Annotated in this window: 23 protein-coding genes; 17 read left to right on the top strand and 6 right to left on the bottom strand. The window is 38.7% G+C overall.

The window, feature by feature from the left end:
- Positions 1 to 27: 27 nt before the first annotated feature.
- From ACFOOI_RS09635 to pruA, 5 genes are all read left to right on the top strand, one after another.
- Positions 28 to 420, top strand: a complete 393-nt coding sequence (locus ACFOOI_RS09635; RefSeq protein WP_379837441.1) for a thiol-disulfide oxidoreductase DCC family protein — start codon at positions 28 to 30, stop codon at positions 418 to 420.
- 144 nt (positions 421 to 564) lie between these two features.
- Complete coding sequence (locus ACFOOI_RS09630) at positions 565 to 1860, top strand: M20/M25/M40 family metallo-hydrolase (RefSeq protein WP_379837439.1); 1296 nt, start codon at positions 565 to 567, stop codon at positions 1858 to 1860.
- Between the two features lie 212 nt (positions 1861 to 2072).
- Positions 2073 to 2456 carry a LytTR family transcriptional regulator DNA-binding domain-containing protein gene (locus tag ACFOOI_RS09625; protein ID WP_379837437.1) on the top strand — a complete coding sequence of 128 codons (384 nt, stop codon included), beginning with the start codon at positions 2073 to 2075 and terminating at the stop codon, positions 2454 to 2456.
- Between the two features lie 100 nt (positions 2457 to 2556).
- Positions 2557 to 3756 carry a hypothetical protein gene (locus tag ACFOOI_RS09620; protein WP_379837435.1) on the top strand — a complete coding sequence of 400 codons (1200 nt, stop codon included), beginning with the start codon at positions 2557 to 2559 and terminating at the stop codon, positions 3754 to 3756.
- A 138-nt stretch (positions 3757 to 3894) separates the two neighbouring features.
- Positions 3895 to 5523, top strand: a complete 1629-nt coding sequence (gene pruA, locus ACFOOI_RS09615) for an L-glutamate gamma-semialdehyde dehydrogenase (protein WP_379837433.1) — start codon at positions 3895 to 3897, stop codon at positions 5521 to 5523.
- A 53-nt stretch (positions 5524 to 5576) separates the two neighbouring features.
- On the opposite strand, the gene ACFOOI_RS09610 is transcribed toward pruA, so the two are convergent.
- From ACFOOI_RS09610 to ACFOOI_RS09595, 4 genes are read right to left on the bottom strand one after another with little or no spacing between them, the layout of a single operon-like run.
- Positions 5577 to 6470, bottom strand: a complete 894-nt coding sequence (locus tag ACFOOI_RS09610; protein WP_379837431.1) for a sterol desaturase family protein — start codon at positions 6468 to 6470, stop codon at positions 5577 to 5579.
- Positions 6471 to 6495: 25 nt separating this feature from the next.
- The gene (locus ACFOOI_RS09605; RefSeq protein ID WP_379837429.1) at positions 6496 to 7338 is read right to left on the bottom strand and encodes a polysaccharide deacetylase family protein; all 843 of its coding nucleotides are present in this window, start codon (positions 7336 to 7338) and stop codon (positions 6496 to 6498) included.
- On the bottom strand, positions 7338 to 8102 hold the full coding sequence (locus ACFOOI_RS09600) for a methionyl-tRNA formyltransferase (RefSeq protein WP_379837427.1): 765 nt from the start codon (positions 8100 to 8102) through the stop codon (positions 7338 to 7340). Before ACFOOI_RS09600 ends, ACFOOI_RS09605 begins: the two co-directional genes overlap by 1 nt.
- A gap of 1 nt (position 8103) precedes the next feature.
- A complete protein-coding gene (locus ACFOOI_RS09595) occupies positions 8104 to 8853 on the bottom strand; it encodes a glycosyltransferase family 2 protein (RefSeq protein WP_379837425.1) in 750 nt (249 codons plus the stop codon).
- A gap of 132 nt (positions 8854 to 8985) precedes the next feature.
- Here ACFOOI_RS09595 and ACFOOI_RS09590 point away from each other — a divergent pair, with 132 nt between their 5' ends.
- From ACFOOI_RS09590 to ACFOOI_RS09545, 10 genes are all read left to right on the top strand, one after another.
- Entirely contained in the window at positions 8986 to 10038 is a 1053-nt protein-coding gene (locus tag ACFOOI_RS09590; protein WP_379837423.1) for a patatin-like phospholipase family protein, read from the top strand.
- A 136-nt stretch (positions 10039 to 10174) separates the two neighbouring features.
- Positions 10175 to 12346, top strand: a complete 2172-nt coding sequence (locus tag ACFOOI_RS09585; RefSeq protein WP_379837421.1) for a TonB-dependent receptor — start codon at positions 10175 to 10177, stop codon at positions 12344 to 12346.
- Between the two features lie 44 nt (positions 12347 to 12390).
- On the top strand, positions 12391 to 13029 hold the full coding sequence (locus ACFOOI_RS09580; RefSeq protein ID WP_379837419.1) for a hypothetical protein: 639 nt from the start codon (positions 12391 to 12393) through the stop codon (positions 13027 to 13029).
- A 231-nt stretch (positions 13030 to 13260) separates the two neighbouring features.
- The gene (locus ACFOOI_RS09575; RefSeq protein WP_379837417.1) at positions 13261 to 13722 is read left to right on the top strand and encodes a GNAT family N-acetyltransferase; all 462 of its coding nucleotides are present in this window, start codon (positions 13261 to 13263) and stop codon (positions 13720 to 13722) included.
- 216 nt (positions 13723 to 13938) lie between these two features.
- Positions 13939 to 14910, top strand: a complete 972-nt coding sequence (locus ACFOOI_RS09570; protein ID WP_379837415.1) for a DUF4382 domain-containing protein — start codon at positions 13939 to 13941, stop codon at positions 14908 to 14910.
- Between the two features lie 194 nt (positions 14911 to 15104).
- Entirely contained in the window at positions 15105 to 15686 is a 582-nt protein-coding gene (locus ACFOOI_RS09565; protein ID WP_379837413.1) for a (2Fe-2S)-binding protein, read from the top strand.
- A 14-nt stretch (positions 15687 to 15700) separates the two neighbouring features.
- Positions 15701 to 16132 (top strand): thioredoxin family protein, encoded by a 432-nt coding sequence (locus ACFOOI_RS09560; RefSeq protein WP_379837411.1) that lies wholly within the window; start codon positions 15701 to 15703, stop codon positions 16130 to 16132.
- A gap of 32 nt (positions 16133 to 16164) precedes the next feature.
- A complete protein-coding gene (locus ACFOOI_RS09555; RefSeq protein ID WP_379837409.1) occupies positions 16165 to 17058 on the top strand; it encodes an FAD:protein FMN transferase in 894 nt (297 codons plus the stop codon).
- Positions 17059 to 17076: 18 nt separating this feature from the next.
- On the top strand, positions 17077 to 17289 hold the full coding sequence (locus ACFOOI_RS09550; RefSeq protein ID WP_379837407.1) for a DUF4266 domain-containing protein: 213 nt from the start codon (positions 17077 to 17079) through the stop codon (positions 17287 to 17289).
- 27 nt (positions 17290 to 17316) lie between these two features.
- On the top strand, positions 17317 to 18543 hold the full coding sequence (locus ACFOOI_RS09545) for a DUF3570 domain-containing protein (protein WP_379837405.1): 1227 nt from the start codon (positions 17317 to 17319) through the stop codon (positions 18541 to 18543).
- A gap of 20 nt (positions 18544 to 18563) precedes the next feature.
- On the opposite strand, the gene ACFOOI_RS09540 is transcribed toward ACFOOI_RS09545, so the two are convergent.
- The gene (locus tag ACFOOI_RS09540; RefSeq protein WP_379837403.1) at positions 18564 to 19316 is read right to left on the bottom strand and encodes a LytR/AlgR family response regulator transcription factor; all 753 of its coding nucleotides are present in this window, start codon (positions 19314 to 19316) and stop codon (positions 18564 to 18566) included.
- A gap of 16 nt (positions 19317 to 19332) precedes the next feature.
- Positions 19333 to 20064, bottom strand: coding sequence for a sensor histidine kinase (locus ACFOOI_RS09535; RefSeq protein ID WP_379837401.1), 732 nt, complete (start codon positions 20062 to 20064; stop codon positions 19333 to 19335).
- 630 nt (positions 20065 to 20694) lie between these two features.
- Here ACFOOI_RS09535 and ACFOOI_RS09530 point away from each other — a divergent pair.
- Positions 20695 to 23229, top strand: coding sequence for a TonB-dependent receptor domain-containing protein (locus ACFOOI_RS09530; protein ID WP_379837399.1), 2535 nt, complete (start codon positions 20695 to 20697; stop codon positions 23227 to 23229).
- 27 nt (positions 23230 to 23256) lie between these two features.
- Positions 23257 to 23820 (top strand): YceI family protein, encoded by a 564-nt coding sequence (locus ACFOOI_RS09525; RefSeq protein ID WP_379837397.1) that lies wholly within the window; start codon positions 23257 to 23259, stop codon positions 23818 to 23820.
- The last annotated feature ends 9 nt before the right edge of the window (positions 23821 to 23829 follow it).

Genomic DNA, 23829 nt, shown 5'->3' with positions numbered 1-23829 from the left:
TTAGCCCCGCAAGGGGCTTTTTTGTTTATGTCAAGTCCTGTAATATTATTTGATGGCGTTTGTAACCTGTGCAACGGGGCTGTGCAGTTTATCATCAAAAAAGACACAAATTCCGTCTTTAAATTTTCTTCACTTCAATCTGATTTTTCCCAAAACGCACGTAAGTCGTTACCCAATATACCACAATCCCTCGACTCCATTATTCTTTTGGATGAAAACAAAGTTTACGTAAAGTCACAAGCTGTTTTTAAGATAATCGATTCCCTTCCAAACTATCGGTTCCTGAAGGTTTTTTCTATTTTACCTGTTTCTGTCACAGATTTTGTCTACGACATTATCGCTAAAAACCGCTATCGCTGGTTCGGTAAGCAAGAGAGCTGCATGATGCCAGACCCCAAACTTACTTCTCGTTTTTTGTAATACTTTTCTCTCATTTAGAGTAGAATGCTTCATTTGGATTGAAATTTTCTTTTTTTTCAAAATGAATTTGTTTGTAGGTATGTTTTTTAAAGTAAATTTCTATTTTTGACCAACCATTTTATCAATCAAAGATTTACCCTAAACATGAAAAAACTTCTCCTGCTCTCTATTTTACTATTCGTATGTTTTTATTCTCAAGCTCAAGACGACAAAAAAGTTTCGGTTCAAGCCGTTTATAAGTCTGAAATAGAAGCCATCGCCAAAGACAAAAGAGTGCAAGCGGCGTTTAAGATTATTCAGGATTTGGAACCTCAAACCATGAAAAACCTCGTGGAGCTTACTGAGATTCCAGCTCCGCCATTTATGGAACAAAAAAGAGGAGAGCGTTTTATGCAAATGATGAAAGCCGCGGGAGCGGATTCTATTTGGGTAGACGAAGTGGGCAATGTTTTGGCACTTAGAAAAGGAAAAATAAAAGGCAAAACGGTGGTTTTGGAGGCACATTTAGATACGGTTTTTCCGATAGAAACCGATGTGAAAGTAAAATATAAAGGCGATACGCTTTACGCTCCCGGTATTGGTGATGACACCCGAGGTTTGACCATGGTTTTGACTATTATGGAAGCCATGAAAAAAGCTAAAGTAATGACAAACGCCGACGTGATATTTATTGGTGTAGTTGGCGAAGAAGGCCTTGGAGACCTGAGAGGGGTTAAGCATTTGTTTAAAAACGGAAACAGAAAAATAGACGCATATATAGCCATAGACGGTGGAGACATTGGTAGAATAAACAATATGGCTTTGGGTTCTTTGCGATATAGAGCCACTTTTAACGGCCCGGGTGGTCATTCGTGGGGAGCTTTTGGACTTGCAAATCCGCACCATGCTATTGGTAAAGCTATTGACTATTTTGATACTGCTGCTGGAGCCTATGTGGCGAATGGACCTAAGACCTCATATAACGTGGGTAGAGTAGGTGGTGGAACCTCAGTGAACTCCATACCTTTTGAGTCTTGGATGGAAATAGACATGCGATCGGTGAGTCCAGAGAAGCTATTGGGTATAGAGCGAATTTTGAAAGAGCAAATGCAGAGAGCCTTAGATGATTATAATAAGAAAGTTAAAAAGGGAGACCTTTTGACTTTAAACTTGGAAAAAATAGGCGAAAGACCCTCAGGCGAATTGGGTGAAAACCTGCCGCTGATACTAAAAGCCATAGCCGCTACTTCATATTTTGATGCTCAGCCTACGCTAACACGTGGTTCCACAGATTCTAATATTCCGATTGCCTTGGGCGTACCTGCTATTACGATTGGCAGAGGAGGTAAATCTGACAATGCACACGCACTTGACGAATGGTATATCAATGACGAGACGGGGGCACTTGCCATCAAATTGGCGATGCTGATTTTGGTTGCAGAGGCTGGTTTATCTAATTGATTATTAGGTATTTCTACGTAATGGGTTTGTCCCGAAAAAGCCTTTTGCTAGTTTTGGGACTTACCATTTATTTTAAATTTGATACCATTTACTCCTTTTTTTGTACAGTTTACGAAGTTGTGAAATCTGGCGTTTCATTATTTTTTAGGTTTGTTTCATAGTTAAGTCAGTTCGATTTTTCTATTAACACAATTATAACCAAAAAGAATGCTATGAAAACTACTTTTACTCACGCCGGAAATCCATGCCTTGTTTTGAACTACGGAAAACAGGCTTTGCTTACCAAAGAAATTAAATACATAGTGGGCGATGGCAATTACAGTTCAATTACCACCAAGACCCAAGGAGTTTTGCTCAGTTCGTTTACATTGAGGCTGTTTTCTGACAGCCTGGGTTCTTTCCAAAATTTCTTTTCTCCGCGGAAGGGTTTACTCATAAATATCGATTATTTAGAAAACGTTTTTCAAAAAGACGGGGTGTATTATGCCAAAATGAAAGACGGGAATCAGCACATGCTCTCTCGTAGGAAGGGACGTGCATTTGTGGAGTATTTGCTTAGTAATGAATTAGATAACTTGGTGTATACCATAAAATAAAACACTTCGCCATTAGATAAAACCTCTTTTGGGTCTATAGTTTTACCATATACATTTGAATCAAGTTATATATCTCTTTACTCTTAAAATGTTTTCAACTATGAAAAAATATTTATTATTTGTAAGCATCTTTTTCGGTGTTTCCTATTTTGCTTTCTCGCAAAGTGTTACTATACTTCCCCAAAATATTCAGAATAAGTCTTCCACTTCAGATCAATTGGTATTGGAGAGTGTTTCTAATCCAGTAATTATAGGTTTAAGGAGAAACGGTACTTTGGCGGCACCCACTACTACTTTAGCCAATCAAACGCTATTGAGAATTGAAGGTAAAGGTCAATGGGGATCAGGTGGTTTAATTGATGATGGTGCTAGCATCGAAATGGTAGCTAGTTCGGACTGGAATGGTGCAGTAAATCCAGCTTTTATAAGATTTTCGACTGCTGAAACTATTGGTAATATTGAAAGAATGAGGATTACTAACCAAGGAAGAATTGGAATAGGAATTGCTACCCCAGGTACTACATTTGAAGTTGCAAGTAGTTCTGCTGATAATGGAATTAATATTTCTAAATTAGGAGCTGGTTTTGGTAGTGGTAGATTGAGTATATGGTCTGATAGAAACACTGTGAATGAATGGCGACCAGGATATATAGAAAGTGGGGACAATGGCACATTTACAGGTAGGTTAGATTTTTTCACAAACGGAACTACCTCTGCAAACAAAACTGGGAGTGTTTTGGGTATGTCGGTTGTCAATGGTAGAGTGGGTGTAGGAAGTTCTGCTGCCAATAGTCCAGACTTTCCATTGCATGTGACTTCATCAACTTCTACTACTAGTAGTACCACGGGTGCTTTTGCAATTGGTGAAACAAATAGTTTTCACTCTACCTTTGATCGAAATAATATAGAGGCTTGGAACAATACATCAGGTTCTGTTTTATATCTAAATTATTACAGTAATGCTAAGGTACAAATTGGAAATGGTTCAACGGGAAATTTAGATGTTAACGGCTTTAGCAACTTAGGCGATGGTGCACCTGCTATAAAAATGAAGAAATTAACAGGAACAACTGCCGCAACTGCCACTACAACTATCCCACATGGGCTAACTGATTCAAAAATATTGTCAGTAGATGTTCATGTTCTTGGTAGTACAGGTGATTATTATGGCCCAAATAGTGCATATGGTTCAGGATTTAATTTTGCTTGGAAAATTAATGGAGCTAATATAGAATTGAACTTTGTTGGATCAAGTTTGCAAGGAAGAGCTTATAAAGTTCTTTTAACTTATGAACAATAATCAAATAAAACTTCCATGTAAGTATTAGATTTAATCAAAACACCTTTCAAATCAAAATGAAAGGTGTTTTTTTTGTTTAAATACCCAATACTTCCGAACTTGCAATATTCATTCATCAATAAAACACAAAAGAATATTATGCATAATGCCATTTATCAAGTTCCGCTTCCTCAAAACGAGCCTGTACTTAACTACGCACCGGGTTCTCCTGAAAGAGAAAGTGTAAAGAAAGCCTTGGCTGAAATGAGAGCTACGCAGATAGAAGTGCCTATGTACATAGGTTCAGAAAAAGTATTTACCGATAAAAAAATAAAACTTTCTCCCCCGCATGATCACCAACACATATTGGGGTATGCATCTGAAGGAGATGCTTCGCACGTTACCGCGGCTATAAATGCCTCATTGGCAGCGAGAACTGACTGGGCAAGTTTGCCTTGGAACGAGCGTGCTGCTATATTTTTAAAAGCAGCTGACTTGTTATCAGGGCCTTATAGAGCGAAAATAAACGCCTCTACTATGCTGGGTCAGTCTAAAAATGCTTACCAAGCGGAGATAGACGCGGCATGTGAACTAATAGATTTTTTGAGATTTAACGTTGCCTTTTATCAAGAGATAATGGCCGAGCAGCCACAGTCTGCCAAAGGTATTTGGAATAAGTCAGAATACCGTCCTCTTGAGGGTTTTGTATATGCTTTAACGCCATTTAACTTCACGGCTATTGCGGGTAATTTGCCAGCTTCTGCGGCTTTAATGGGTAATGTGTGTGTTTGGAAACCTGCTTACACGCAGATATTTTCGGCTCAAGTTATCATGGAGGTATTCAGAGAAGCAGGTCTGCCTGATGGGGTTATCAACCTTATTTATGTAGACGGCCCTTTGGCTGGCGATATCGCCTTCTCTCATCCTGACTTTGCGGGTATTCACTTTACTGGTAGCACGGCGGTGTTTCAAAGTATCTGGAAAACCATTGGTCAAAACATCAATAAATACAAAGCTTACCCAAGAATAGTAGGCGAAACAGGCGGAAAGGACTTTGTGATTGCACACAAATCTGCTGACGCAAAAGCCGTAGCCGTTGGCCTAGTAAGGGGAGCATTTGAGTTTCAAGGACAGAAATGTTCGGCGGCTTCACGTGCCTATATTCCCTCTAATCTTTGGGAAGACGTTAAAAAATATATGCTAGCTGACCTGGCTGAAATTAAAATGGGGCCTACAGAAGACTTCTCTAATTTTGTAAATGCCGTTATTGACGAAAAAGCATTTGATAAAATCTCAAAATATATTTCAGATGCTAAAACAGATGCTGATGTGCAGATAATAGCCGGTGGTAATTTCGATAAATCAGAAGGTTACTTTATTCAGCCGACTGTTATTCAAGCCAAAGACCCAAAATACACGACCATGTGCGAGGAGATTTTTGGACCGGTACTTACCGTATATGTTTATGATGAAAACAAGTGGGAAGAAACACTTGAGTTGGTAAATACCACTTCACCATACGCATTAACTGGAGCTGTGTTTTCTCAAGACAGGTATGCAATTAACCAAGCAACAGCTAAATTGGTAGACGCCGCTGGTAATTTTTATATCAACGACAAACCAACGGGGGCAGTTGTGGGTCAGCAGCCATTTGGTGGAGCAAGAGCCTCGGGTACAAACGATAAGGCGGGTTCTAAATTGAACTTGTTGAGATGGGTAAATGCCCGAACTATTAAAGAAACATTTGTGTCGCCTACGGATTATAAATATCCGTTTTTGGCAGAATAAATATTAAGTAGTTTTAAAATCAAAAAGCAGCTCATCGAGCTGCTTTTTCTATTTTATGCCTTTCCTGATTCCTTTTGTTTTCTTAACTGATTACTCGTTAAAGTGTGGCCATCGTGTGACCAGCCCGGAGCGAAAAATACGTATTTCAGTCCCGTCAGTAAGTCAGGTGCAGCCCTGAAGTCTCGCACTATGGCTTTGTATTCGTGGAAAATGGTATTCAAAATAGACTTGTCTTCTATTACTTGCGTGGTGCCGTATGTTACGGGTACTTCTTCAAGTTCGTCTTGGTAAGTGCCAAAAAGCCTGTCGAAAATTATCAAACACATGCCCATGTTTTTGTCTAGATACTCCACATTGGAGCCATGGTGCACACGGTGGTGCGAAGGGTCCACAAAAATATAACTCAACCACCCATATGAAATCTTGTATTTGGTATGTACACAAACCCCATACAGCTGGGTCATTGCATACATTAGAATAATATCTGCTGGCTCAAACCCCGCCGCTGCCAAAGGAATGAAATATATAAACCTATACAAGGGCTGAAAAACCGACGACCTGAAACCCGCCGTGATATTAAAATATTCAGAAGAATGATGGGTTACGTGTGCCGCCCAGAAAAAACGACAATAGTGGTCTACATAGTGCAGGGTATAAAACGCCAGCTCTTGAAAGAAAAATAAAGCAAACCAATACCAATAGGGGTTTTGGATAGAAACGAGTTTGTGCTCGTAAAACCAAAGTAAAATCAACACATACACGCCCCTAAAAAGTAAGTCGATGCCACCGTTAAAAACTGTCAAAACAGCGTTCATTAGTGTTTCTTTGATAGAATAATACTTTTTATGCTGGTAGTTACTTACAATTATTTCGGTTAAAATTAGAATGGCATAAAATGGAATGGAGAGCTTAATAAGCGTTTGCTCCAACTGCAAAGCATAGTTCATTTTATAATAATTATTGGTTAATTGTTTAAATTCGGACAACCTTCGCTTTTGACCAATCTATTTGACTGTCAGCGGTTTTTAAGTCTACGAAGTTATGGTTTTTTATGAGTTTTTCAAGTTTCCCTTTTGTATGTGCTAGACCGTAATAAGATTTAAATTTACGGAAGGCATTAAGACCCGGCACCATAGGCTGCTGAGCATCAAAATCTCTCGGATGAAAATACGTCATCACATAATCTGATTTTTTGAAAAAATGATTAAGCACTGCGTACGGCAAAAGCCTAAAATATCCACCGCCCGAAAAAATCATCGGTTTGCCGCCTATTACTTCTAAGTTTATCGGGAATTCCTTTAGTTTATGACCGTCTATGTCTATCCAGCAGGGTTCCGCTGTTCCGAAGTTTTCAAAGCCTCCGTGGGCTCTTTTTGCTGGAAAAACCGAACAGTCTATTTCTATGCCGTGGTTAATGAGGCTTTCAAATACCCACTTGTTTTCTTCCATAATAGAAAACCCAGGAGCTCTGTAAGCCTTTACTTTTTTGCCCGTTAGGGCTTCCAAATGCTGGATGGAACGCGAAAGGTCTTCGTTAAATACACGATGCGACTGCTCATAGGCCAGTTGGTGTAAGTCTGAGTGCGTAGCTATTTCGTGGCCAGCGGCTGCTATTCTTTTTATCACATCGGGATATTTACGTGCCACCCAGCCTATGCAAAAAAAAGTAGCCTTTTGGTCGCCCAAAAGCTCATGGATGAGGTCCATATTTTGATAGATTCGCTCCGGAAAATTCGCCCAGTCTGCCTCAGACTTGGTGGCGTCATTGTCTAGTATATGAAACCATTCTTCTATGTCGAAACTGAGGATATTCATCAAAAAAACTTTTTGCCTGCTTTATAAAATGCTTTAACGTCTTCGCTTGTAGGAAACGTAAAATAGGTCATGTCTTCGTCCGGATTTGGGATGAGCGTGTAGTCGCCGCTGTTGATTTTTTCCACACTTTTAATGATGCATTCCATGCCTATTTGCTTGGTATGTTTGATTAGTGCCTCTTGGCTGCGGTTGCCAATCTCCACTTTTTCTTGTACCAATATCGGGCCGGTGTCAATACCTTCGTCTACAAAAAATACCGAAACTCCCGTGTATTTTTCGTTATGTCTCAATACCCAAAAAGAGGGCATCAGGCCACGGTACTTAGGCAATAACGCCGTGTGTAGGTTTATGCAACCTTTGGTGGCAAGGTCAAGCAGCGGTCTTTTAAATATTTGGTTGCCACCGATAGAGACCAAAAGGTCTGGATCGTACGACTTTATTTTTGCTCTGTTTTCTTTGCTGTTTATGTTGCCATCTATTTGAATCAAAGGCACATTGTGTCTCGCCAAAACTTTTACGATAGACTTATTAGAATTTAGTTTTGAACCCAAAAATTTAAGGCCATAATATGCAAAAAACGTGGGTCCAAAGACCGAATACGTCTTCTTCATTTTGTCAGTAAAAGACTCTCTTTTTCCGAAAGGAGAAACTTCAAACAGTACAGTGCCCACCACCTCGGCATACGGAGGCAGGTTTTTGATTAAAAAATCAATATTTTCGGCTAAATAAAAAGGGTCGTCTTGGGTAAGGATTACAATTCGCATATTATTTTTTGATAAATAATTGAGTGATTTTTGAGAGTGGTTTCCACCAAAGTGTGTACCACCTTGGTTTTAGATTATTAATTTTCCAGGCTTTTCTGTCTTCTTGGTTGGCTACCATGCGGTGTTTCCACGAGGCAGTACTTGTGCCGCCGTTTCGCATGGTCATCACTACTTTGGGTAGGTAGTGAGCCGATACATTGTTTTTGTATAACATTCTGAGCATTAGCTCATAGTCTGCTGAACACGTAAAGTCAGTGCGATAGTGTCCGTAGGCGTCGTATACCGATTTTTTTAGATAAAATGACAAGTGTGGTGGCATCCAGCCGTTTAGCCAGTTTTCTTTTTTGTAGCTGCCTACGGTCCAGTAGCGGACTATCTTTTCGGTATCTTCCGGGTTTACGTATTGCTTGTCGCCGTATATGGCATCTGTTTTATAAGTGTCAAATGCCGCGTTCACAGCTTCCAAGACGTCATTGCTTGGGTAAAAATCATCGGCACCTATCATGCCTATTACTTCGCCTTTTGCCAACTTGAGGCCTTTATTCATGGCGTCGTATATGCCCTTGTCTTTTTCTGAAATGAAGGTGATTTGGTTTTGATATTTTTGTAGAATATCTACCGTGCCGTCTTTAGAACCGCCATCTATAACGATGTATTCAAAATCTTTAAAAGTCTGATTAAGAACACTATTTATGGTCTGTTCAATGGTGTCTTTGCTGTTATAGCAAACCGTGATGATACTAAATTTCATGCTTATGAGTAAACGCCACTTTTAATTTGGGGTGCAATTTACCAATTTTTTGTCTCAAAGACCTTTTTTGCTTGTGCTAATGCGTTTATAATTTAGGATATTTGTAAAGATTGATAAAAAGTCATAATTCCCATGAAAAAAAGCATACATTTTAGTTCTATAGTTTTAGTATTTTTTCTTTTAAATGTAGTTTTCAGTAAACAAATATTTGCTCAACAAAAAGTAATCCGTAACCTCGTGCTTGAAGGTGGAGGTATAAAAGGTATTGCCTATGGAGGGGCACTTTTGGAATTAGAAACCCGTGGTGTGCTAAAAGATGTAACACGTGTGGCAGGTACTTCGGCAGGAGCCATTCAGGCGAGTTTACTTGCCATTGGATATACGCCCGAAGAAATCGTTGAAATTATTACCAACACCCCCGTGGAGTCTTTTAACGACGACGGCTTTGTGGTGCGTGGTGCCAAGCGGATGTTTAAAGAGTTCGGTTGGTTTAGGGGAGATAGTTTTTTGGCCAAAATGGAAGAGGTGATTTTCAACAGAACAGGAAATGCTAATCTAACTTTTGCGGATTTACATAAATTGGCCTCGTCTTATCCATTTCGAGATTTGTATGTTACAGGTGTTAATCTTTCTAAACAAAAACTCGTGGTGTTTTCTCACGAAACTCACCCGAATATGCGAATAGCAGATGCCGTACGGGTATCAATGTCTATTCCTCTATACTACAAAGGCGTGTGGCTAACCGATGACGGAAGGGTATTTAATGAACCTCAAAAAGGTGAAAATTGCAGTTTATATGTAGACGGCGGTTTGTTAGCCAATTTTCCAATTGATATTTTTGATAATACAAAATACATGGACTCGGCTAAAAGTGAGCCTATTTTTAATCCTCAGACTTTAGGGTTTAGACTAGAAAGCTGCCTGCAAATAGACCACGAATTATACCAGAAAGAAGGCCTTGCTCCGCACGATATCTCTGACTTTGGTACGTATATGGATGCCCTTTCGGCCATTATTATGCGAAACGTGAGCCCGCCTAACATAAGAGATATAGAACGCACCATTTTTATAAATGACCTCGGAATGAGTGCCAGAGTAAGAAAAGTGCCAGAAAACGAAAAACAACTGATGATGGCCGCTGGCTGTCACGGCGTAATTGAATATTATATTAGAACAGGCAAATAATGCCGACAAGTAACTTAAGATTTCTTTTACCTGAGTAAAACATTTATTTAACCCCAAAAAACATATAGCTTATCGATATTCTCTCCTTTTTGGAGGTGCTTTGATGCAGTTTTGTAACATCAAATCACAAGAATATATGAAAAAGCTATTTACTCTTTTATTACTCATAAGCACATCGCTGGCATTTGGTCAGTCCAAAATTTCGGGCAAAGTAGCCGATGCCAAAGGCGAAGCCATTGCGTTTGCAAATATTTCGTTAGTAGGAACTTACGACGGCGGCACATCAGACGAAAACGGAAATTTTGAGTTCATTACAGAAGAAGTGGGTCCTCAAGTGATATCGGTTACCATGATGGGCTATGAGCCTTTCAAAAAAGAGATAACACTAGAAACTAAGGTGCCTTTGATAATAGATGTCAAACTCAAAGAGTCCATCAATTCACTTAATGCTGTGGTGGTTTCGGCGGGGATGTTTGAAGCCTCTGACGAGAAAAAAATGGTGATGCTCAAGCCTATGGACATCGTGACCACGGCCGGTGCAGGTGCCGATATAGTGGCTGTAATGCAGTTTTTGCCAGGTGCAAACCGAGTAGGGGAGCAGGAGGGGCTGTTTGTGCGAGGTGGCTCTGCCAATGAAACCAAAACGGTGATTGACGGCATGATTGTCCAAAATCCGTTTTTTAGTAGCACGCCCGATATTCCGCAGCGAGGTAGGTTTAACCCGTTTATGTTTAAAGGCACTGCATTTAGCACCGGAGGTTATTCGGCTCAATATGGCCAAGCACTTTCGTCGGTTTTGTTACTGAATACAGTCGACAAAGTCAGTTCTAATTCAAATCTAAATCTTTCTGCCAATCTAGCCGGACTTGGGGCTTCTTATACCCACAAAGGCTGGATAACGGGATCCATTAATTATTCTAACATCAAACCTTTTATTGGGTTGGTAAAAAATAATTTCAACTTCGATAAGGTGCCTCAAGGTATCGGTTCGTCTTTGACCATAAATCAAAATGTATCTAAAAATGGGGTTTTAAAGGCCTACGCCACCTATTCTGATAATTCGTCTGCTATTAAACTTCCAACTTTCGATGCTGAGAATAGTTCGTATGTGTTTAGCAATCAAAACAAAAATTTCTTCTGCAATGCTTCTTACAAACACATTTTTGGCGAAGGAGACATGGTGTGGCTATCCGGCATTTCGGTATCTGACAATCGCGATTTGCTTAAGCTAAACGGTGTAGATGCCAACCGCTCAGACAAAAGAACGCAGTTGCGGTCGGTGGTAAATAAGCTTTTTGGAGGGCAAAAACAAAACACTTTAACTTTAGGAGCCGAATACCACAACATAGCATTGTCTAATATGTATGGTGCTAACACGCTTAGCTTAACCGACCACTACGCCAGTTTATTTGCAGAGTCTGAGTTTTATGTTTCTTCTAAAATAGCAGGTAGGTTTGGCCTTAGGTCAGAGCACACTTCGGTTTTAAATAAATTTAACCTTGCTCCTCGGTTTTCGGTAGCAGTAAAGTCTGGCGAATTTGCTCAGTTTTCGCTGGCAGCGGGTAGGTTTTACCAAAATCCAGAGAAAGAATATCTGTATATAAACAAGAACCTGGGTTTCGAAATGGCCGACCATTTGATACTTAACTATCAAGTTATTAAAGACCAACGCACCTTTAGAATAGAAACTTTCTATAAAAAATACAGCGACTTAGTAGTAGAACAAACGCCATCTTTTGATCCTAATCCATACAGGTTTCCAACCGGACTTACCAATAACTCGGGTAAAGGTTACGCCCAAGGGTTCGATGTGTTTTTTAGAGACCAAAAATCATTGAAGAATGGTGACATTTGGTTGACTTACTCTTTTCTTGATTCTGAAAGAAAGTTTAAAAACTACCCAGTCATGACCACGCCGTATTTTGTCACAAAACATAATTTAAGTCTGGTTTATAAGCAGTTTATAACACCAATTTCTACCAATATCGGTTTCACGTTTACGCATACCTCTGGCAGGCCTATATACGCCATGGGCGAAACTTTTCAGACGGCTAGCTATACCAAAGCTTTTCAAAACTTCAGTTTTATGGGCAGCCACGTGCGTCAAATCAAAAAACAGTTTGTGGTATTTTACTTTATCATGGACAATATTTTGGGTCGAAAAAATGTGTTTGGCTACAGGTATTCACCAGATGGAAGCCAAAGGTTTGAGGTTAAGCCTCCGATGTATCGTACGGTGTTTTTTGGGGTGAGTTGGACTTTGGGTAAGCTAAATGGCCGCTCAAAAGAAGCAGATCTTAATTTTTAATCGCATTAATTTTTTTAAAACATAAAATAAAATAGATAATTATCATGAAAAAAGTATTCATTATCGCCGCCATGTGTTTTTTGTCTCAGTCTGTTGTGTTTGCTCAAAAGCCCGCTTATGAAAAAGCGATGACCAGCCTTGTAGCTGAAATGCAAACTGCTTCTTATGAGGCACCGCTACAGGGAACCGTAAACAAGTTAGAGCGAATAGCCGCAGCTGAGCCAACAGAATGGCTGCCAAACTATTGGGTGGCATTCGGTTATATTTCTGATTCGTTTAAAAAAGCCACTCCGGGCGAAAAAGATCAAGTGTTAGATTTGGCTGAAAAAGCTCTAAATAAAGCGAAAGCTTTGGTTGAAAATGACGAATTGGAGGTTTTGACGGCTCAATATGCCTCAGCGAGAATGTCTGTAAGTCCGATGGACAGGTGGCAAACATACGGTGCAAAGTACAGCGAGGCCATTGAAAAAGCCACAAAGCTGAATCCTGAAAACCCGAGAATTTATTATCTACAAGGAACAAATATGTTTTATACACCCGAAAACTTTGGTGGTGGCAAAGCAAAAGCTAAACCGTTTTTCGAAAAAGCACTTATGAAGTTTGAAGCCTTTAAGTCGCAGTCTAATTTGCACCCAAACTGGGGAAAAGTAGAATCTAATTATTTTTTGGAACAGTGTAAATAAGCGGAACGAATTTTAAATATTACTATATAGCCCATTCCTCTCCGGATTGGGCTATTTTGTATTAGAGAAAAAATATTTTTTTTATATTGAAGCTAATAGCATAATATTTGTTAAAAATATTAAAATACCTATATACCTTTGGCAGTTCTATTTTTTTGTAGTTTATAATATTGCGGTATACGGTATTTTGTGCTTTTCTTTGTGTCCCTAAATATAAAAAAATACTATCTGATGATTACGCTTACTCGTACTGATTCTTCAAATTTGGATTTTCAACGTTTAGTTACGTTACTTGATAACTATTTAGAGGAAATAGACGGAGACGAGCATGACTTCTTCTCGCAGTTTAATCACAATAATAACCTCGACTACGTAGTATTAGCCTACAAAGATGGCGAATGTATAGGCAGTGGTGCCATGGAGAGTTTTGATGCCGAAACCATGGAAATAAAACGAATTTTTGTACTTGAAACGGCCAGAAGGCTAGGAGCTGCCAGTCAGGTAATGGACGAACTAGAAAAATGGACGGTAGAACTAGGATATAAAAATTCTATCTGTGAAACCGGTATCGTCCAAAATGATTCGGTCAAATTATATTTTAAAAGAGGATATCATATTATCCCTAATTATGGTCATTATCAAGGTTTTGGCAGTAGTATTTGCTTCAAAAAAGTCCTTCAAAATCCTGCATAAGTTTTAACTTCTTTATTGCTTTCTATTAATATATTCATTTTTATTTTAATTTAAATTACTGATTATTAGTTGATTAGTTATTTTAAGGCTAATTTAATTTCTATTTAATAAGGGTTTAATTTTGTGAGCTCACTTTTGGGTATCGAAACATTCAGGTATAGGTTGTTTCATTATTTCAATATCTAAAAAAAGTAAAAACAAAAACTCCATTTAATTATGAAAAACGTAAGCAAAACACTTTCACTTGCTCTTTTGGTTTCACTAGTAAATATGTCATGCGAAAATGGCATTTTTGGACCAAAAACTGACATCAATGATCCTAATGCAGCACAAGGTAATTTAACGGTAAGTATCACCGACGCTCCAATAGACAATGCTGAAGTAAAAGGTGCCTTTGTGACAATTACAGAAGTAAAAATAGATGGTCAGGTATTTAATGGATTTAAAGGACCTAAAACTGTAAACGTGTTGGAGCTTCAAAATGGGAATGCCCTTAACTTGGGACAAAGTTCAGTGGCGGCCGATAGTTATTCTAAAATTTCATTTGTGTTAGATTCAGAAAAAGATGCAGCTTCGTCTGGTCCAGGTTGTTATGTTTTAAAGTCAGATGGTACAAAAGAAAAACTTGAGTTTTCGAGCGGTACGCAAACCGAAATCGAGATGAAACCACAGAATTTTGTAATTTCTGAAAATGGAAATACCGAAATCGTGGTGGATTTTGACTTAAGAAAAGCAATCAAGTCTAACAATAGTGACTATTCGTTTGTAAGTAAAAGTGAGCTTTCGGCTGCGGTAAGAGCTGAAAACAAGTCGAATACTGGTATGATTAAGGGAAAAGTAGAAAACTACGGGGCAGTAGGGTCTAACGTGATAGTGTATGTGTACAAGAAAGGTACATTTAACCAAAGCAGCGAAATCAAAGGCCAAGGTTCTAGCGATATTAAATTTGCCAATGCTGTAACAAGTAGCAAATGCGATGGCTCAGGCAACTTTACTTTAGCATTTTTACAACAAGGCGAATACGAGATTTATTGCGACAAGCCAAAGTCAGGTTCTGATTTAGCTTTAGGTGTAAACACACTTTTAGAGGCCAGCAGTAGCACAAATTTAAAGGCTGTTGGAGTAGGAGCAGGAGCTCAAACAAATCTATCACTTTCTATAAAGATTGGCGGTTTATTGGGTTTGTAAAAACAGAAATATAATCAATATTCAAAATGAGGGTTCCGTATTGGTTCCCTCATTTTTTTTGTTTGGGATTTATCTAATAAGTAGAATAATATTCTGTGAAATACATTAATATTGTTTTTTTTATCTAACGGAAAGGCAACATTTTGATAGCCTATTTCGTATGGATAATCAAAAGACGAAAAATATAAACATATATGACCAGGTTTGAATTTTTGAAGACTTCTGGCTTTACAGGAGGTGCATTGGTTGCTTTGTTGGCTTCATGTGTAAATAAGGAAGATACCTATATAGAAGCCTTGGTCCAAAACCCGGACGGAAGCACCTCGGCATCAGCAGTTTCAGGTAGTCAAACTGGCAGTACAAGCAGCACTACTGGGACTACCACGACAACCGCCACCACGCCAACAACAACAAGTTCAACTACGGGAATAGATAGCTCTACTTTGATTTCAACGGAGAGTCTTAATAGTATAAAAAACACCTTACTTGTCCTCGATTTGAGCTCGTCTACTTATGCAAACCTCAAAAATAGAAATGCATATGTGATAGCTTCTAACATTGTAGTGGCTTTAAACAAATCGGGAAAACTGGTTGCGGCCACCGTTACGTGTACCCACGAACCTAAAAAACAAGTAATTTTTTCGAACGAAGAATGGTATTGCACCGCTCACAGTGCCCGTTTTTCTCAGGCAGGCGTAGGTTTAAACTCTAAAGGCTCCAAAGGCCTGACGGTATATAAAGTGGCAACCAACGGTAACAAAGTTGTAGTATATTGATTTTAATAAAAAATATGAAATTCTTATTTGTAACCCTATTTTCTGTTTTCGCTTTGTTTTCACCAGGTTGGGGGCTTGACATGGAGCAAGCCAAAACTGAAGCAAAAGCAGAGCATAAGCTTATTTTACTCTATTTTTCGGGCTCAGATTGGTGTGGGCCGTGCATTAAACTCAAAAAAGACATTTACGAGTCAGAGGAATTTGGTGCGTTTGCAAACGAGCATTTGGTTTTGGTAAAAGCGGATTTTCCCCGTCAAAAAAAGAATCAATTAGATAAAAAACAAACGCAACACAACGAGGCCCTCGCCGAAAAATATAACAATAAAGGCAAGTTTCCTTTCAGTGTACTAATAAATGCCGATGGCAAAGTGCTAAAAGAATGGGACGGCTACCCGAAAGACCTGAGCATAGCTTCTTTAAAAGAAGAAATTAAGGCGTATTTATGACGGAAAGGAGTTTTTCGAGAACCCTTAAACTCATGGGAAACCGATTCACGATTACCGTAGTGGGGCCTACCGAAACTTGGGCAAATGAAAAAATAGACCTTGCGGTAGCCGAAATAAGCCGAATAGAAAAGCTTTTAACGACTTATACAGACGATAGTCAAACTGCCGAAATAAATCTAAATGCGGGTATAAAACCCGTAGTGGTTGATTCTGAGGTTTTTGAACTAATCAAGCGTGCTCAAGGAATATCGAAACTTACAGATGGGGCATTTGACCTTAGTTATGGGTCATTAGAAAAAAGTCTTTGGAATTTTGACCAAAGCATGACTGCCCTACCGAGCGATGAAACAGCCGCTGAAATGGTAAAGCTGATAAACTATCAAAATATTGTTTTAGACGAAAACTTCCGTTCTGTTTTTTTGAAAGAAAAAGGAATGCGAATAGGTTTTGGTGGAATAGGAAAAGGATATGCGGCAGACAAAGCCAAAGCTATTCTGATAGAAAACGGCGTAAACAGCGGAATAGTAAACGCAAGTGGCGACCTCACTACTTGGGGGAACCAAGCAAGCGGTAAGCCTTGGACCATAGCATTGGCACATCCTGACATAAAAAATAAGGCATTTTCGAGTCTAGATATCAGTAATTTGGCAGTGGCCACTTCGGGCAACTATGAAAAGTTTGTGATGATCAACGGCAAAAAATATAGCCACACTATTAACCCCAAAACGGGCTTGCCCATTACCGGCATAAAAAGCGTAAGTGTGATATGTACATCAGCCGAACTTGCTGACGCCATGGCTACGCCAGTTACCATTTTGGGAGTAAAGGCAGGTTTGGGGCTTATAAATCAAATGAAGGGAATTGCCTGTGTCATCATAGACGATACCAATACGCTTCACACCTCTAAAAACATAAATCTTGTATAAAATCTATTGGATAATATAATGAAGAAAGTAATCATAATTAGTGCGGGAGTTTTGCTCGGAATGAGTTCGTGTGTTTCGGTGAAAGAATACCAAAAAAGCAGAATAAACGACTCAGAGATGGAACTGGCAAATAGAAAAGTAGAAAAGTTTGAGACCAATTTTTACCTCTATCGCGAGGGTGCAGCAGGTGCCAATGGCGGTAAAAGCGGCGGTGGCTGCGGGTGTAACTAATTCTATTTAAAATCTAAATTCCCCTAAATGAAAAAAATACTCATAAGCGTAGGCATATACTGCATGGCATGGTCTGCTGCTCAGGCACAGTTTAGAATCGGCACCAAAGCCGCTCGCGAAGACTCCACCTCGTCGGGTTTTAGAACCTTGCAGCTTGACGAAGTGAATTTTGTGTCGAGTTATTACCAACAAAATGGTAACCATTCTGCTGTAACAGGCGGTATTGGTACAGAAAAGCTCTATGATATAGCCCAAGGGATAGATCTTAAACTTTCATACAAAGACAAAGCCCAACGTATAAATTCACTGGTTTTTGATGCTGCTATGGACTATTATTCGTCGGCTTCTTCTGACAAAATAGACCCTCGTTCGGTTTCTTCGGCTTCTATGAGTGATCTCCACTTTTACCCGAGTCTTTCGTGGAGTAGAAAAGACGACAAAACGCATTCTCAAATAGGTGCAGGTGTAGCCTATTCTACCGAATGGGATTACCAGTCTTATGGCGGAAATGTAAATTATTCGAAGTCATCAAAAGACAATAATACCGAGCTGACCTTACGTGCAGGAGCGTTTTTTGATACTTGGATGGCCATTTTGCCTTATGAAGTTCGGCCAGCTGGCTATGGGTCAGGGGCAGAGGGAGATCAGAATGTAGACTTTAAACCTCGAAATTCGTACAATTTGTCTGTTGGGCTTTCACATGTTATGACCAAACGCCTCCAAATGATGCTTATGGTTGAGCCGGCTTATCAAGAGGGGCTGTTGAGCACACCATTTCATAGGGTATACTTTACTGACAATACCATGAAAATAGAAAAACTGCCCGGCCAAAGAATGAAACTGCCGATGAGCATTAGGGCCAATTATTTTTTGGGAGACAAGTTTATTATCCGATCTTTTTATAGATTTTATGTAGACGACTGGGGCATGAAAGCCCATACGGCAAGTATAGAAATCCCGTACAAAATCAATTCATTTTTGTCAGTTACGCCACATATTAGGTATAATACTCAAACGGCTGTTAAGTATTTTGCAGACTACCAAAAACATATATTAAGCCAAACTTATTATACCTCAGATTTTGACATTTCGGCTTTCAGTAGCTCATTTTATGGAGCAGGTCTTCGAATAGCTCCTCCAGGTGGAATATTAGGTAACAGATGGTGGAATACCATGGAAATCAGATACGGGCACTATACCCGAACAAACGGCATGGTTGCCAATATCATAACATTGAGCACGAAGTTTAAATAATTGGGTATTTTAAGAATAAATTAAATGCCGAGTTTTTTAGAATCTACAAATTCTTTAAAGGCTTTTTTATAAGAATCACTGATAGGGATAGTAGTTTTTTGGATTACTATCCTATCTTTTTCTATGATATCAATAGCATCATAAGCGATGATGAAGCTATTGTGAATACGTATAAATCGGCTACTGGGCAAACTTGCCTCCAGCGACTTCATGGTTTGTAAGCTTACTATTTTTTTGCTAGGGGTGTGTATGCAAACATAATCTTTCAGGCTTTCTATATATTGGATTTCATCTAGTCTAACTTTTACCAGCTTGGTGCCGTCTTTCACAAATATTATTTGGCTTTCTGGTGAAAGCGTTGGTTCAGCTATTATTGTAGCCGACTGCGTATTTCCTTTCGCTGCCTGAATTTCGTCTAGCCTGATAATAGCCTTTTCTGTAGCCTTCAAAAAACGCTCAAAACTGATTGGTTTTAACAAATAATCAAATACCTCGAGTTCATAACCTTCCAGGGCATATTCAGAATATGCAGTGGTCAAAATCACAAGCGGCTTGTTTTTCAAGAGTTTAAGTAGGGATATTCCCGTTATTTCGGGCATCTGTATGTCTGAAAACAAAAGGTCCACCTCGTTTTCTCTCAAATAATCTAAGGCTGCCATGGACCTGCCAAAAGATTTAACTAGCTCTATTTGAGATAGTTTAGATACGTAAGCTTCTATCAAATTACGGGCAAGTGGTTCGTCTTCTAATATTATACAGGTGTATTTCCTCATACTCTAGCTTGTTTTTTCAACTTAAATCTAAGCTTATTTTTACTTCATATACTGTATCTGTTTCCTTTTTTTCTAAGGTAAATTTATCAGGGTACGAAAGCTCCAGCCTTCTATTAACATTTACCAAGCCTATTCCTGACTTTTCTAAAAGCGTTTCTTTGGGGAGTTTACTGTTTTTTACGCTGTAAATAATCTTGGATGGAAAAACCTCTATTTTAATAGATACAAATGAGCCTTCAAATTCATTGCTGACGCCATGTTTAAAGGCATTTTCAAGAAAAGTAATGAATACCAAAGGCAATATTTGCACGCCGTTGGTTTCGCCTATCACCTCAAATTCAACCGGAACCTGATTCTCAAGGCGGAGCTTTTCTAGGCTGATGTAGTTTTGCATGTAGGCTATTTCTTTCTCTAGTGGCACTTTGTTGTGGTTAGAGTCATACAGCATGTACCGCATCATGTGCGAAAGTTTCTCTATTACCTCCGTAGTGTTTGGCGAGTTTGTCATAGCCAAATAGTAGAGGTTATTGAGCGTATTAAACAGAAAATGAGGGTTAATTTGGGCTTTCAGGAATCTTAATTCGGTGCTTAGTTTTTCGTTTTCTATTTCTTTTTTCTTGGCTTCAAGGGCAAACCAATCCTCTACAAATTTTAGCATACCCACAAAAAATACAATGAAAAGCGTAATGACGATGTGTTGGAATACGAATTTTTCGGAGTATAAAAATTGCTTTCCGAAATTTATCATATCGGCATAAATGAGCCTTTTAACCCAAATATGTAAACTAACGATAATGATCAAGGATACAAAAAACTCGAGGAGGTAAGGACCTATTTTGCGGCGTTTTAAAAAACGCGGCAGCCAAATAAAATAATTAAGATAACTTACCAAAGCCATAAATAATACATGAGAAACGGCATCAATTAATGAGCGAATCCAGTCAATATTTTCTTTATGTCTAAAAAAAGTAATTTGGTAAAAAAAGAAAGAAAAATATAAGCACCAAAACGACAGGTGAAATATCAGAATTACACGATTTTTGACAATTGCTTTTGGCATTTTTACTTAACCTTAATTTATAAAGTTTTTTAGCATCTCTTTAAAGTAGACACGAATATAACCCTTGGATTTGTTTCTGTTTAGATAATGGACTCTGCTATTCTTTGCTTCTCGGTAAAAACACTATACTTACGCCTTTTTTTTCGACCAAAGCCAGTTTAAGCTTTTTTTTGGATTTTTATAGGTTTTAAGGGGAGTTGTCGAATTAATTACCCTTTTGGTCTATTGCAAAAAAACTGACCTAAACTTTATGGGTTACTTTGTGTCTTAATCTACGAAAGCTTAAAATTTCTAAAGGTACAAAAGACATATAGTTTTATGAAAAAGGCAAATTACACTTTAATTATACTCACTTTACTACTTTCATCCTTAGGTGGTTATGCTCAGTATGGCCCAGGTGGCGGCCGTGGTGGAGATGGCGAACGCTCTCGCCCACAAAACTCGCAGGCCACTTCGCTTGACCTTGAAGGTGACAAACCTAAAGGCAATGCTAAAATATACGGTAACGTGGTAGACGAAGCTCTTACTACAGCTGTAGAGTTTGCTAATATTGCCCTTATTTATACCAAAACCAAAAAGCCAGTAGACGGTACAATGGCCGACGAAAACGGTAAGTTTGAGATGAAAAAAATTGGCGATGGTAAATACAGTATCCAAGTTTCGTTTATTGGTTACGAGCCTTTGATTATCCCTAATATTGTGATTGAAAAAGGAAATGATTTGGATTTGGGAGTTATTAAACTCAAGCAAAGCACCAAGCAGCTAGACGAATTGGTGGTGTCAGGCCAAGCCTCTATGATCGAAGAAAAAGTAGATAGATTGGTTTACAATGCCGAAAAAGACCTTTCAGCTAAAGGTGGCGACGCAGCCGATATACTTAGAAATGTACCCATGCTTAGCGTAGACTTAGAAGGAAATGTGTCATTGAGAGGAAGCGAAAATATCAGAGTATTAATTAACAATAAACCCTCAACTATAGTAGCTAGCAGTATAGCAGATGCCCTTAAAATGCTCCCAGCTGATTTGATTAAAAGTGTGGAGGTAATCACTTCGCCATCTGCAAAATACGATGCAGAAGGAACTGCCGGTATTATAAATATTATCACTAAAAAATCAACATTAAAAGGTTTAAATCTTAACCTTGACACAGGTGCGGGTTTAAGAGGCTCCAACTTGGGTCTTAATGGAAACTATAGAACTGGTAAGTTAGGCGTAACTATTGGTGGATACGGAAGAGCATTCTATAACAAATCTGCGGGAACTTCGGAGCAGTTTACGTTTGCTAATAATCTAAATACCGTGCAAGATAATACCGGGAAACACTTTGGTATGTTCGGAAGATACAACCTCGGTTTTGACTACGATATTTCAAGTAAACAATCGCTTTCAGCTGGTGTGGCCTTTGGTACTCGTAGGTTTGATAGAACGCAAATATTAACGTCTACTACATTTAAAGACGATGCTCAGTTTTCAAAGTCTATTAGAGACGTAAATAGTATCGACAATTCGGATTCGTATGATATTAACTTAGATTATTTGAGGACATTTAAGCCGGGCCAAGAGTGGTATGTGTCTTCTCAATATAGTTTAAATAACTTGATAAATAACTTTGATTCTGACCTTTTAAGCCCTGATAACATGGTGCTTAATATGCAAAGAAACATAAATGGAAACACAAACAAAGAAATGACACTTCAGTCTGATTTTGTTTCTCCAATAGGAAAAAGACAACAAATAGAGTTTGGTGGTAAAGGAGTGTTGCGTCAAGTTAATTCAGATTTTAACTATTTAAAAGCTTTGCCTTCACAAGAGTATTTAGTTGATAATAGCAGACCAAGTGGTTTTCTTAATTACAGCCAAAACGTTTTTGCAGGATATCTTTCGTATATGTTTACCACAAAAAACAAATACACCGTTAAGTCTGGTTTGAGATACGAATTGACCTCTATTACAGCAGAAGATAGGACTGGAAATATTAATATTCCGGCCTATAATAACCTTGTACCTAGCATAAATATTTCGAAAAAACTTCAAAAATCAACCGTAAAACTAGCGTATAACAGAAGAATTCAAAGGCCTGGTTTACAGCAATTAAACCCCAATTTTAACTTATCTAATCCATTCGATATAAGTTATGGTAACCCAAGTTTATCGCCTGAATTGACAAACAATGTAGAGTTTTCGGTGAGTGGAGCTATTAAAAAATCGTATTTGACAGTAGCAGTATTTGCTCGTCAGTCAAATAACGCAATTAACCGCGTAAGTTTTGCTTCCGACACTTTGGCTGGGGCCATACAAACCACCTATTTCAATACAGGAAAAGAACAAACTGTGGGAACCAATTTGTTCGGGAATATTTTCTTGAACACAAACTGGACGCTAAACGGTGGAGTAGATATATACTACAGATACCTTGAAGGTCAGCAAGCGGGCTTAGATGGAATTTCCAAAACTATAAGTAATCAAGGGTTTGTGATAAGTGGCCGTGTGATGAGTACATATAAACTCAAAAACGGTTGGGCAGTGCAAGCAAATGGTGGAATGAGAGGAAATAGAGTGAACCTTTTGGGTTCGCAAGGCGGTATGGGCATGTACTCGCTAGGAGCTAGAAAAGAGTTTAATAAAAAATCGAGCCTTGGGCTTTCGGCCGACAACTTCTTTGGCGGAATGACCATGCGATCTAACCTGTTGAGCCCTCAGCTAAAACAAAACACCACGCAGTATATGTACAATTCGAATGTAAGAGTTACGTTTAGTTACAAAATCGGTAACATGAAGTTTGTAGAAAAAAAGAAAACCAAAGGCGTTAGCAATGACGACGTGATGTCTTCGGGTGGAGATACGGGGAATTAATTTTTTAATTTAATTAAATATTTTTTTATGAAAAAAATCAGTGTGTTTTTAGTTGCTTTGTTGATTTCAGCTTCTGTTTCCGCTCAAAAATGGAGCATGGACAAGGCTCACTCAAAAATGACCTTTACGGTTACTCACCTTCTGATGTCAGAAGTAGACGGTGTTTTTAAGTCTTTTGATGCCAACATTACTTCTTCAAAAGAAGATTTTTCTGACGCTGTTTTTGAACTTACAGCTGACCTTAAGCAAGTAACTACTAATAACGACATGCGTGATGGCCACCTTCAAAAAGAAGACATCTTTAACACCGAGAAGTTTCCGACTTTGAGTTTTAAAAGTACTTCTATCAAGAGTTTAGGTGGAAAAAAATATGAGCTTAAAGGAAACCTGACAATCAAAGGTGTTTCTAAGCCTATTACTTTAGAACTTACGCATATAGGAAATGGCGTAAACCGTCAAGGGAAAAAATTGGCAGGATTTAAAGCTACCGGAACCATTAATCGTACTGATTTTGGAGTAGGAGCTATGCCTTCTGCCGTAGTTAGCGACGAGGTAGAGTTGAGAACAAGTGCCGAGTTTGTTTTAAACTAAAAGTACTTT

The sequence above is a fragment of the Lacihabitans lacunae genome (assembly GCF_042649125.1).
Taxonomy (GTDB): domain Bacteria; phylum Bacteroidota; class Bacteroidia; order Cytophagales; family Spirosomataceae; genus Leadbetterella; species Leadbetterella lacunae.
The sequence above is the reverse complement of the archived record's forward strand: the minus strand, read 5'-3'. Positions and strand labels throughout refer to the sequence as shown.

What these genes read in the sequence shown, in the direction of transcription:
- ACFOOI_RS09605 (WP_379837429.1), bottom strand. Translation starts at nt 7,338, where the DNA reads ATGAATATCCTCAGTTTCGACATAGAAGAATGGTTTCATATACTAGAC.
- ACFOOI_RS09535 (WP_379837401.1), bottom strand. Translation starts at nt 20,064, where the DNA reads ATGATAAATTTCGGAAAGCAATTTTTATACTCCGAAAAATTCGTATTC.
- ACFOOI_RS09585 (WP_379837421.1), top strand. Translation starts at nt 10,175, where the DNA reads ATGAAAAAGCTATTTACTCTTTTATTACTCATAAGCACATCGCTGGCA.
- ACFOOI_RS09630 (WP_379837439.1), top strand. Translation starts at nt 565, where the DNA reads ATGAAAAAACTTCTCCTGCTCTCTATTTTACTATTCGTATGTTTTTAT.
- ACFOOI_RS09600 (WP_379837427.1), bottom strand. Translation starts at nt 8,102, where the DNA reads ATGCGAATTGTAATCCTTACCCAAGACGACCCTTTTTATTTAGCCGAA.
- ACFOOI_RS09635 (WP_379837441.1), top strand. Translation starts at nt 28, where the DNA reads ATGTCAAGTCCTGTAATATTATTTGATGGCGTTTGTAACCTGTGCAAC.
- ACFOOI_RS09610 (WP_379837431.1), bottom strand. Translation starts at nt 6,470, where the DNA reads ATGAACTATGCTTTGCAGTTGGAGCAAACGCTTATTAAGCTCTCCATT.
- ACFOOI_RS09625 (WP_379837437.1), top strand. Translation starts at nt 2,073, where the DNA reads ATGAAAACTACTTTTACTCACGCCGGAAATCCATGCCTTGTTTTGAAC.
- ACFOOI_RS09580 (WP_379837419.1), top strand. Translation starts at nt 12,391, where the DNA reads ATGAAAAAAGTATTCATTATCGCCGCCATGTGTTTTTTGTCTCAGTCT.
- ACFOOI_RS09560 (WP_379837411.1), top strand. Translation starts at nt 15,701, where the DNA reads ATGAAATTCTTATTTGTAACCCTATTTTCTGTTTTCGCTTTGTTTTCA.
- ACFOOI_RS09540 (WP_379837403.1), bottom strand. Translation starts at nt 19,316, where the DNA reads ATGAGGAAATACACCTGTATAATATTAGAAGACGAACCACTTGCCCGT.
- ACFOOI_RS09570 (WP_379837415.1), top strand. Translation starts at nt 13,939, where the DNA reads ATGAAAAACGTAAGCAAAACACTTTCACTTGCTCTTTTGGTTTCACTA.
- ACFOOI_RS09595 (WP_379837425.1), bottom strand. Translation starts at nt 8,853, where the DNA reads ATGAAATTTAGTATCATCACGGTTTGCTATAACAGCAAAGACACCATT.
- ACFOOI_RS09545 (WP_379837405.1), top strand. Translation starts at nt 17,317, where the DNA reads ATGAAAAAAATACTCATAAGCGTAGGCATATACTGCATGGCATGGTCT.
- ACFOOI_RS09555 (WP_379837409.1), top strand. Translation starts at nt 16,165, where the DNA reads ATGGGAAACCGATTCACGATTACCGTAGTGGGGCCTACCGAAACTTGG.
- ACFOOI_RS09565 (WP_379837413.1), top strand. Translation starts at nt 15,105, where the DNA reads ATGACCAGGTTTGAATTTTTGAAGACTTCTGGCTTTACAGGAGGTGCA.
- ACFOOI_RS09525 (WP_379837397.1), top strand. Translation starts at nt 23,257, where the DNA reads ATGAAAAAAATCAGTGTGTTTTTAGTTGCTTTGTTGATTTCAGCTTCT.
- ACFOOI_RS09550 (WP_379837407.1), top strand. Translation starts at nt 17,077, where the DNA reads ATGAAGAAAGTAATCATAATTAGTGCGGGAGTTTTGCTCGGAATGAGT.
- ACFOOI_RS09530 (WP_379837399.1), top strand. Translation starts at nt 20,695, where the DNA reads ATGAAAAAGGCAAATTACACTTTAATTATACTCACTTTACTACTTTCA.
- ACFOOI_RS09590 (WP_379837423.1), top strand. Translation starts at nt 8,986, where the DNA reads ATGAAAAAAAGCATACATTTTAGTTCTATAGTTTTAGTATTTTTTCTT.
- ACFOOI_RS09620 (WP_379837435.1), top strand. Translation starts at nt 2,557, where the DNA reads ATGAAAAAATATTTATTATTTGTAAGCATCTTTTTCGGTGTTTCCTAT.
- pruA (WP_379837433.1), top strand. Translation starts at nt 3,895, where the DNA reads ATGCATAATGCCATTTATCAAGTTCCGCTTCCTCAAAACGAGCCTGTA.
- ACFOOI_RS09575 (WP_379837417.1), top strand. Translation starts at nt 13,261, where the DNA reads ATGATTACGCTTACTCGTACTGATTCTTCAAATTTGGATTTTCAACGT.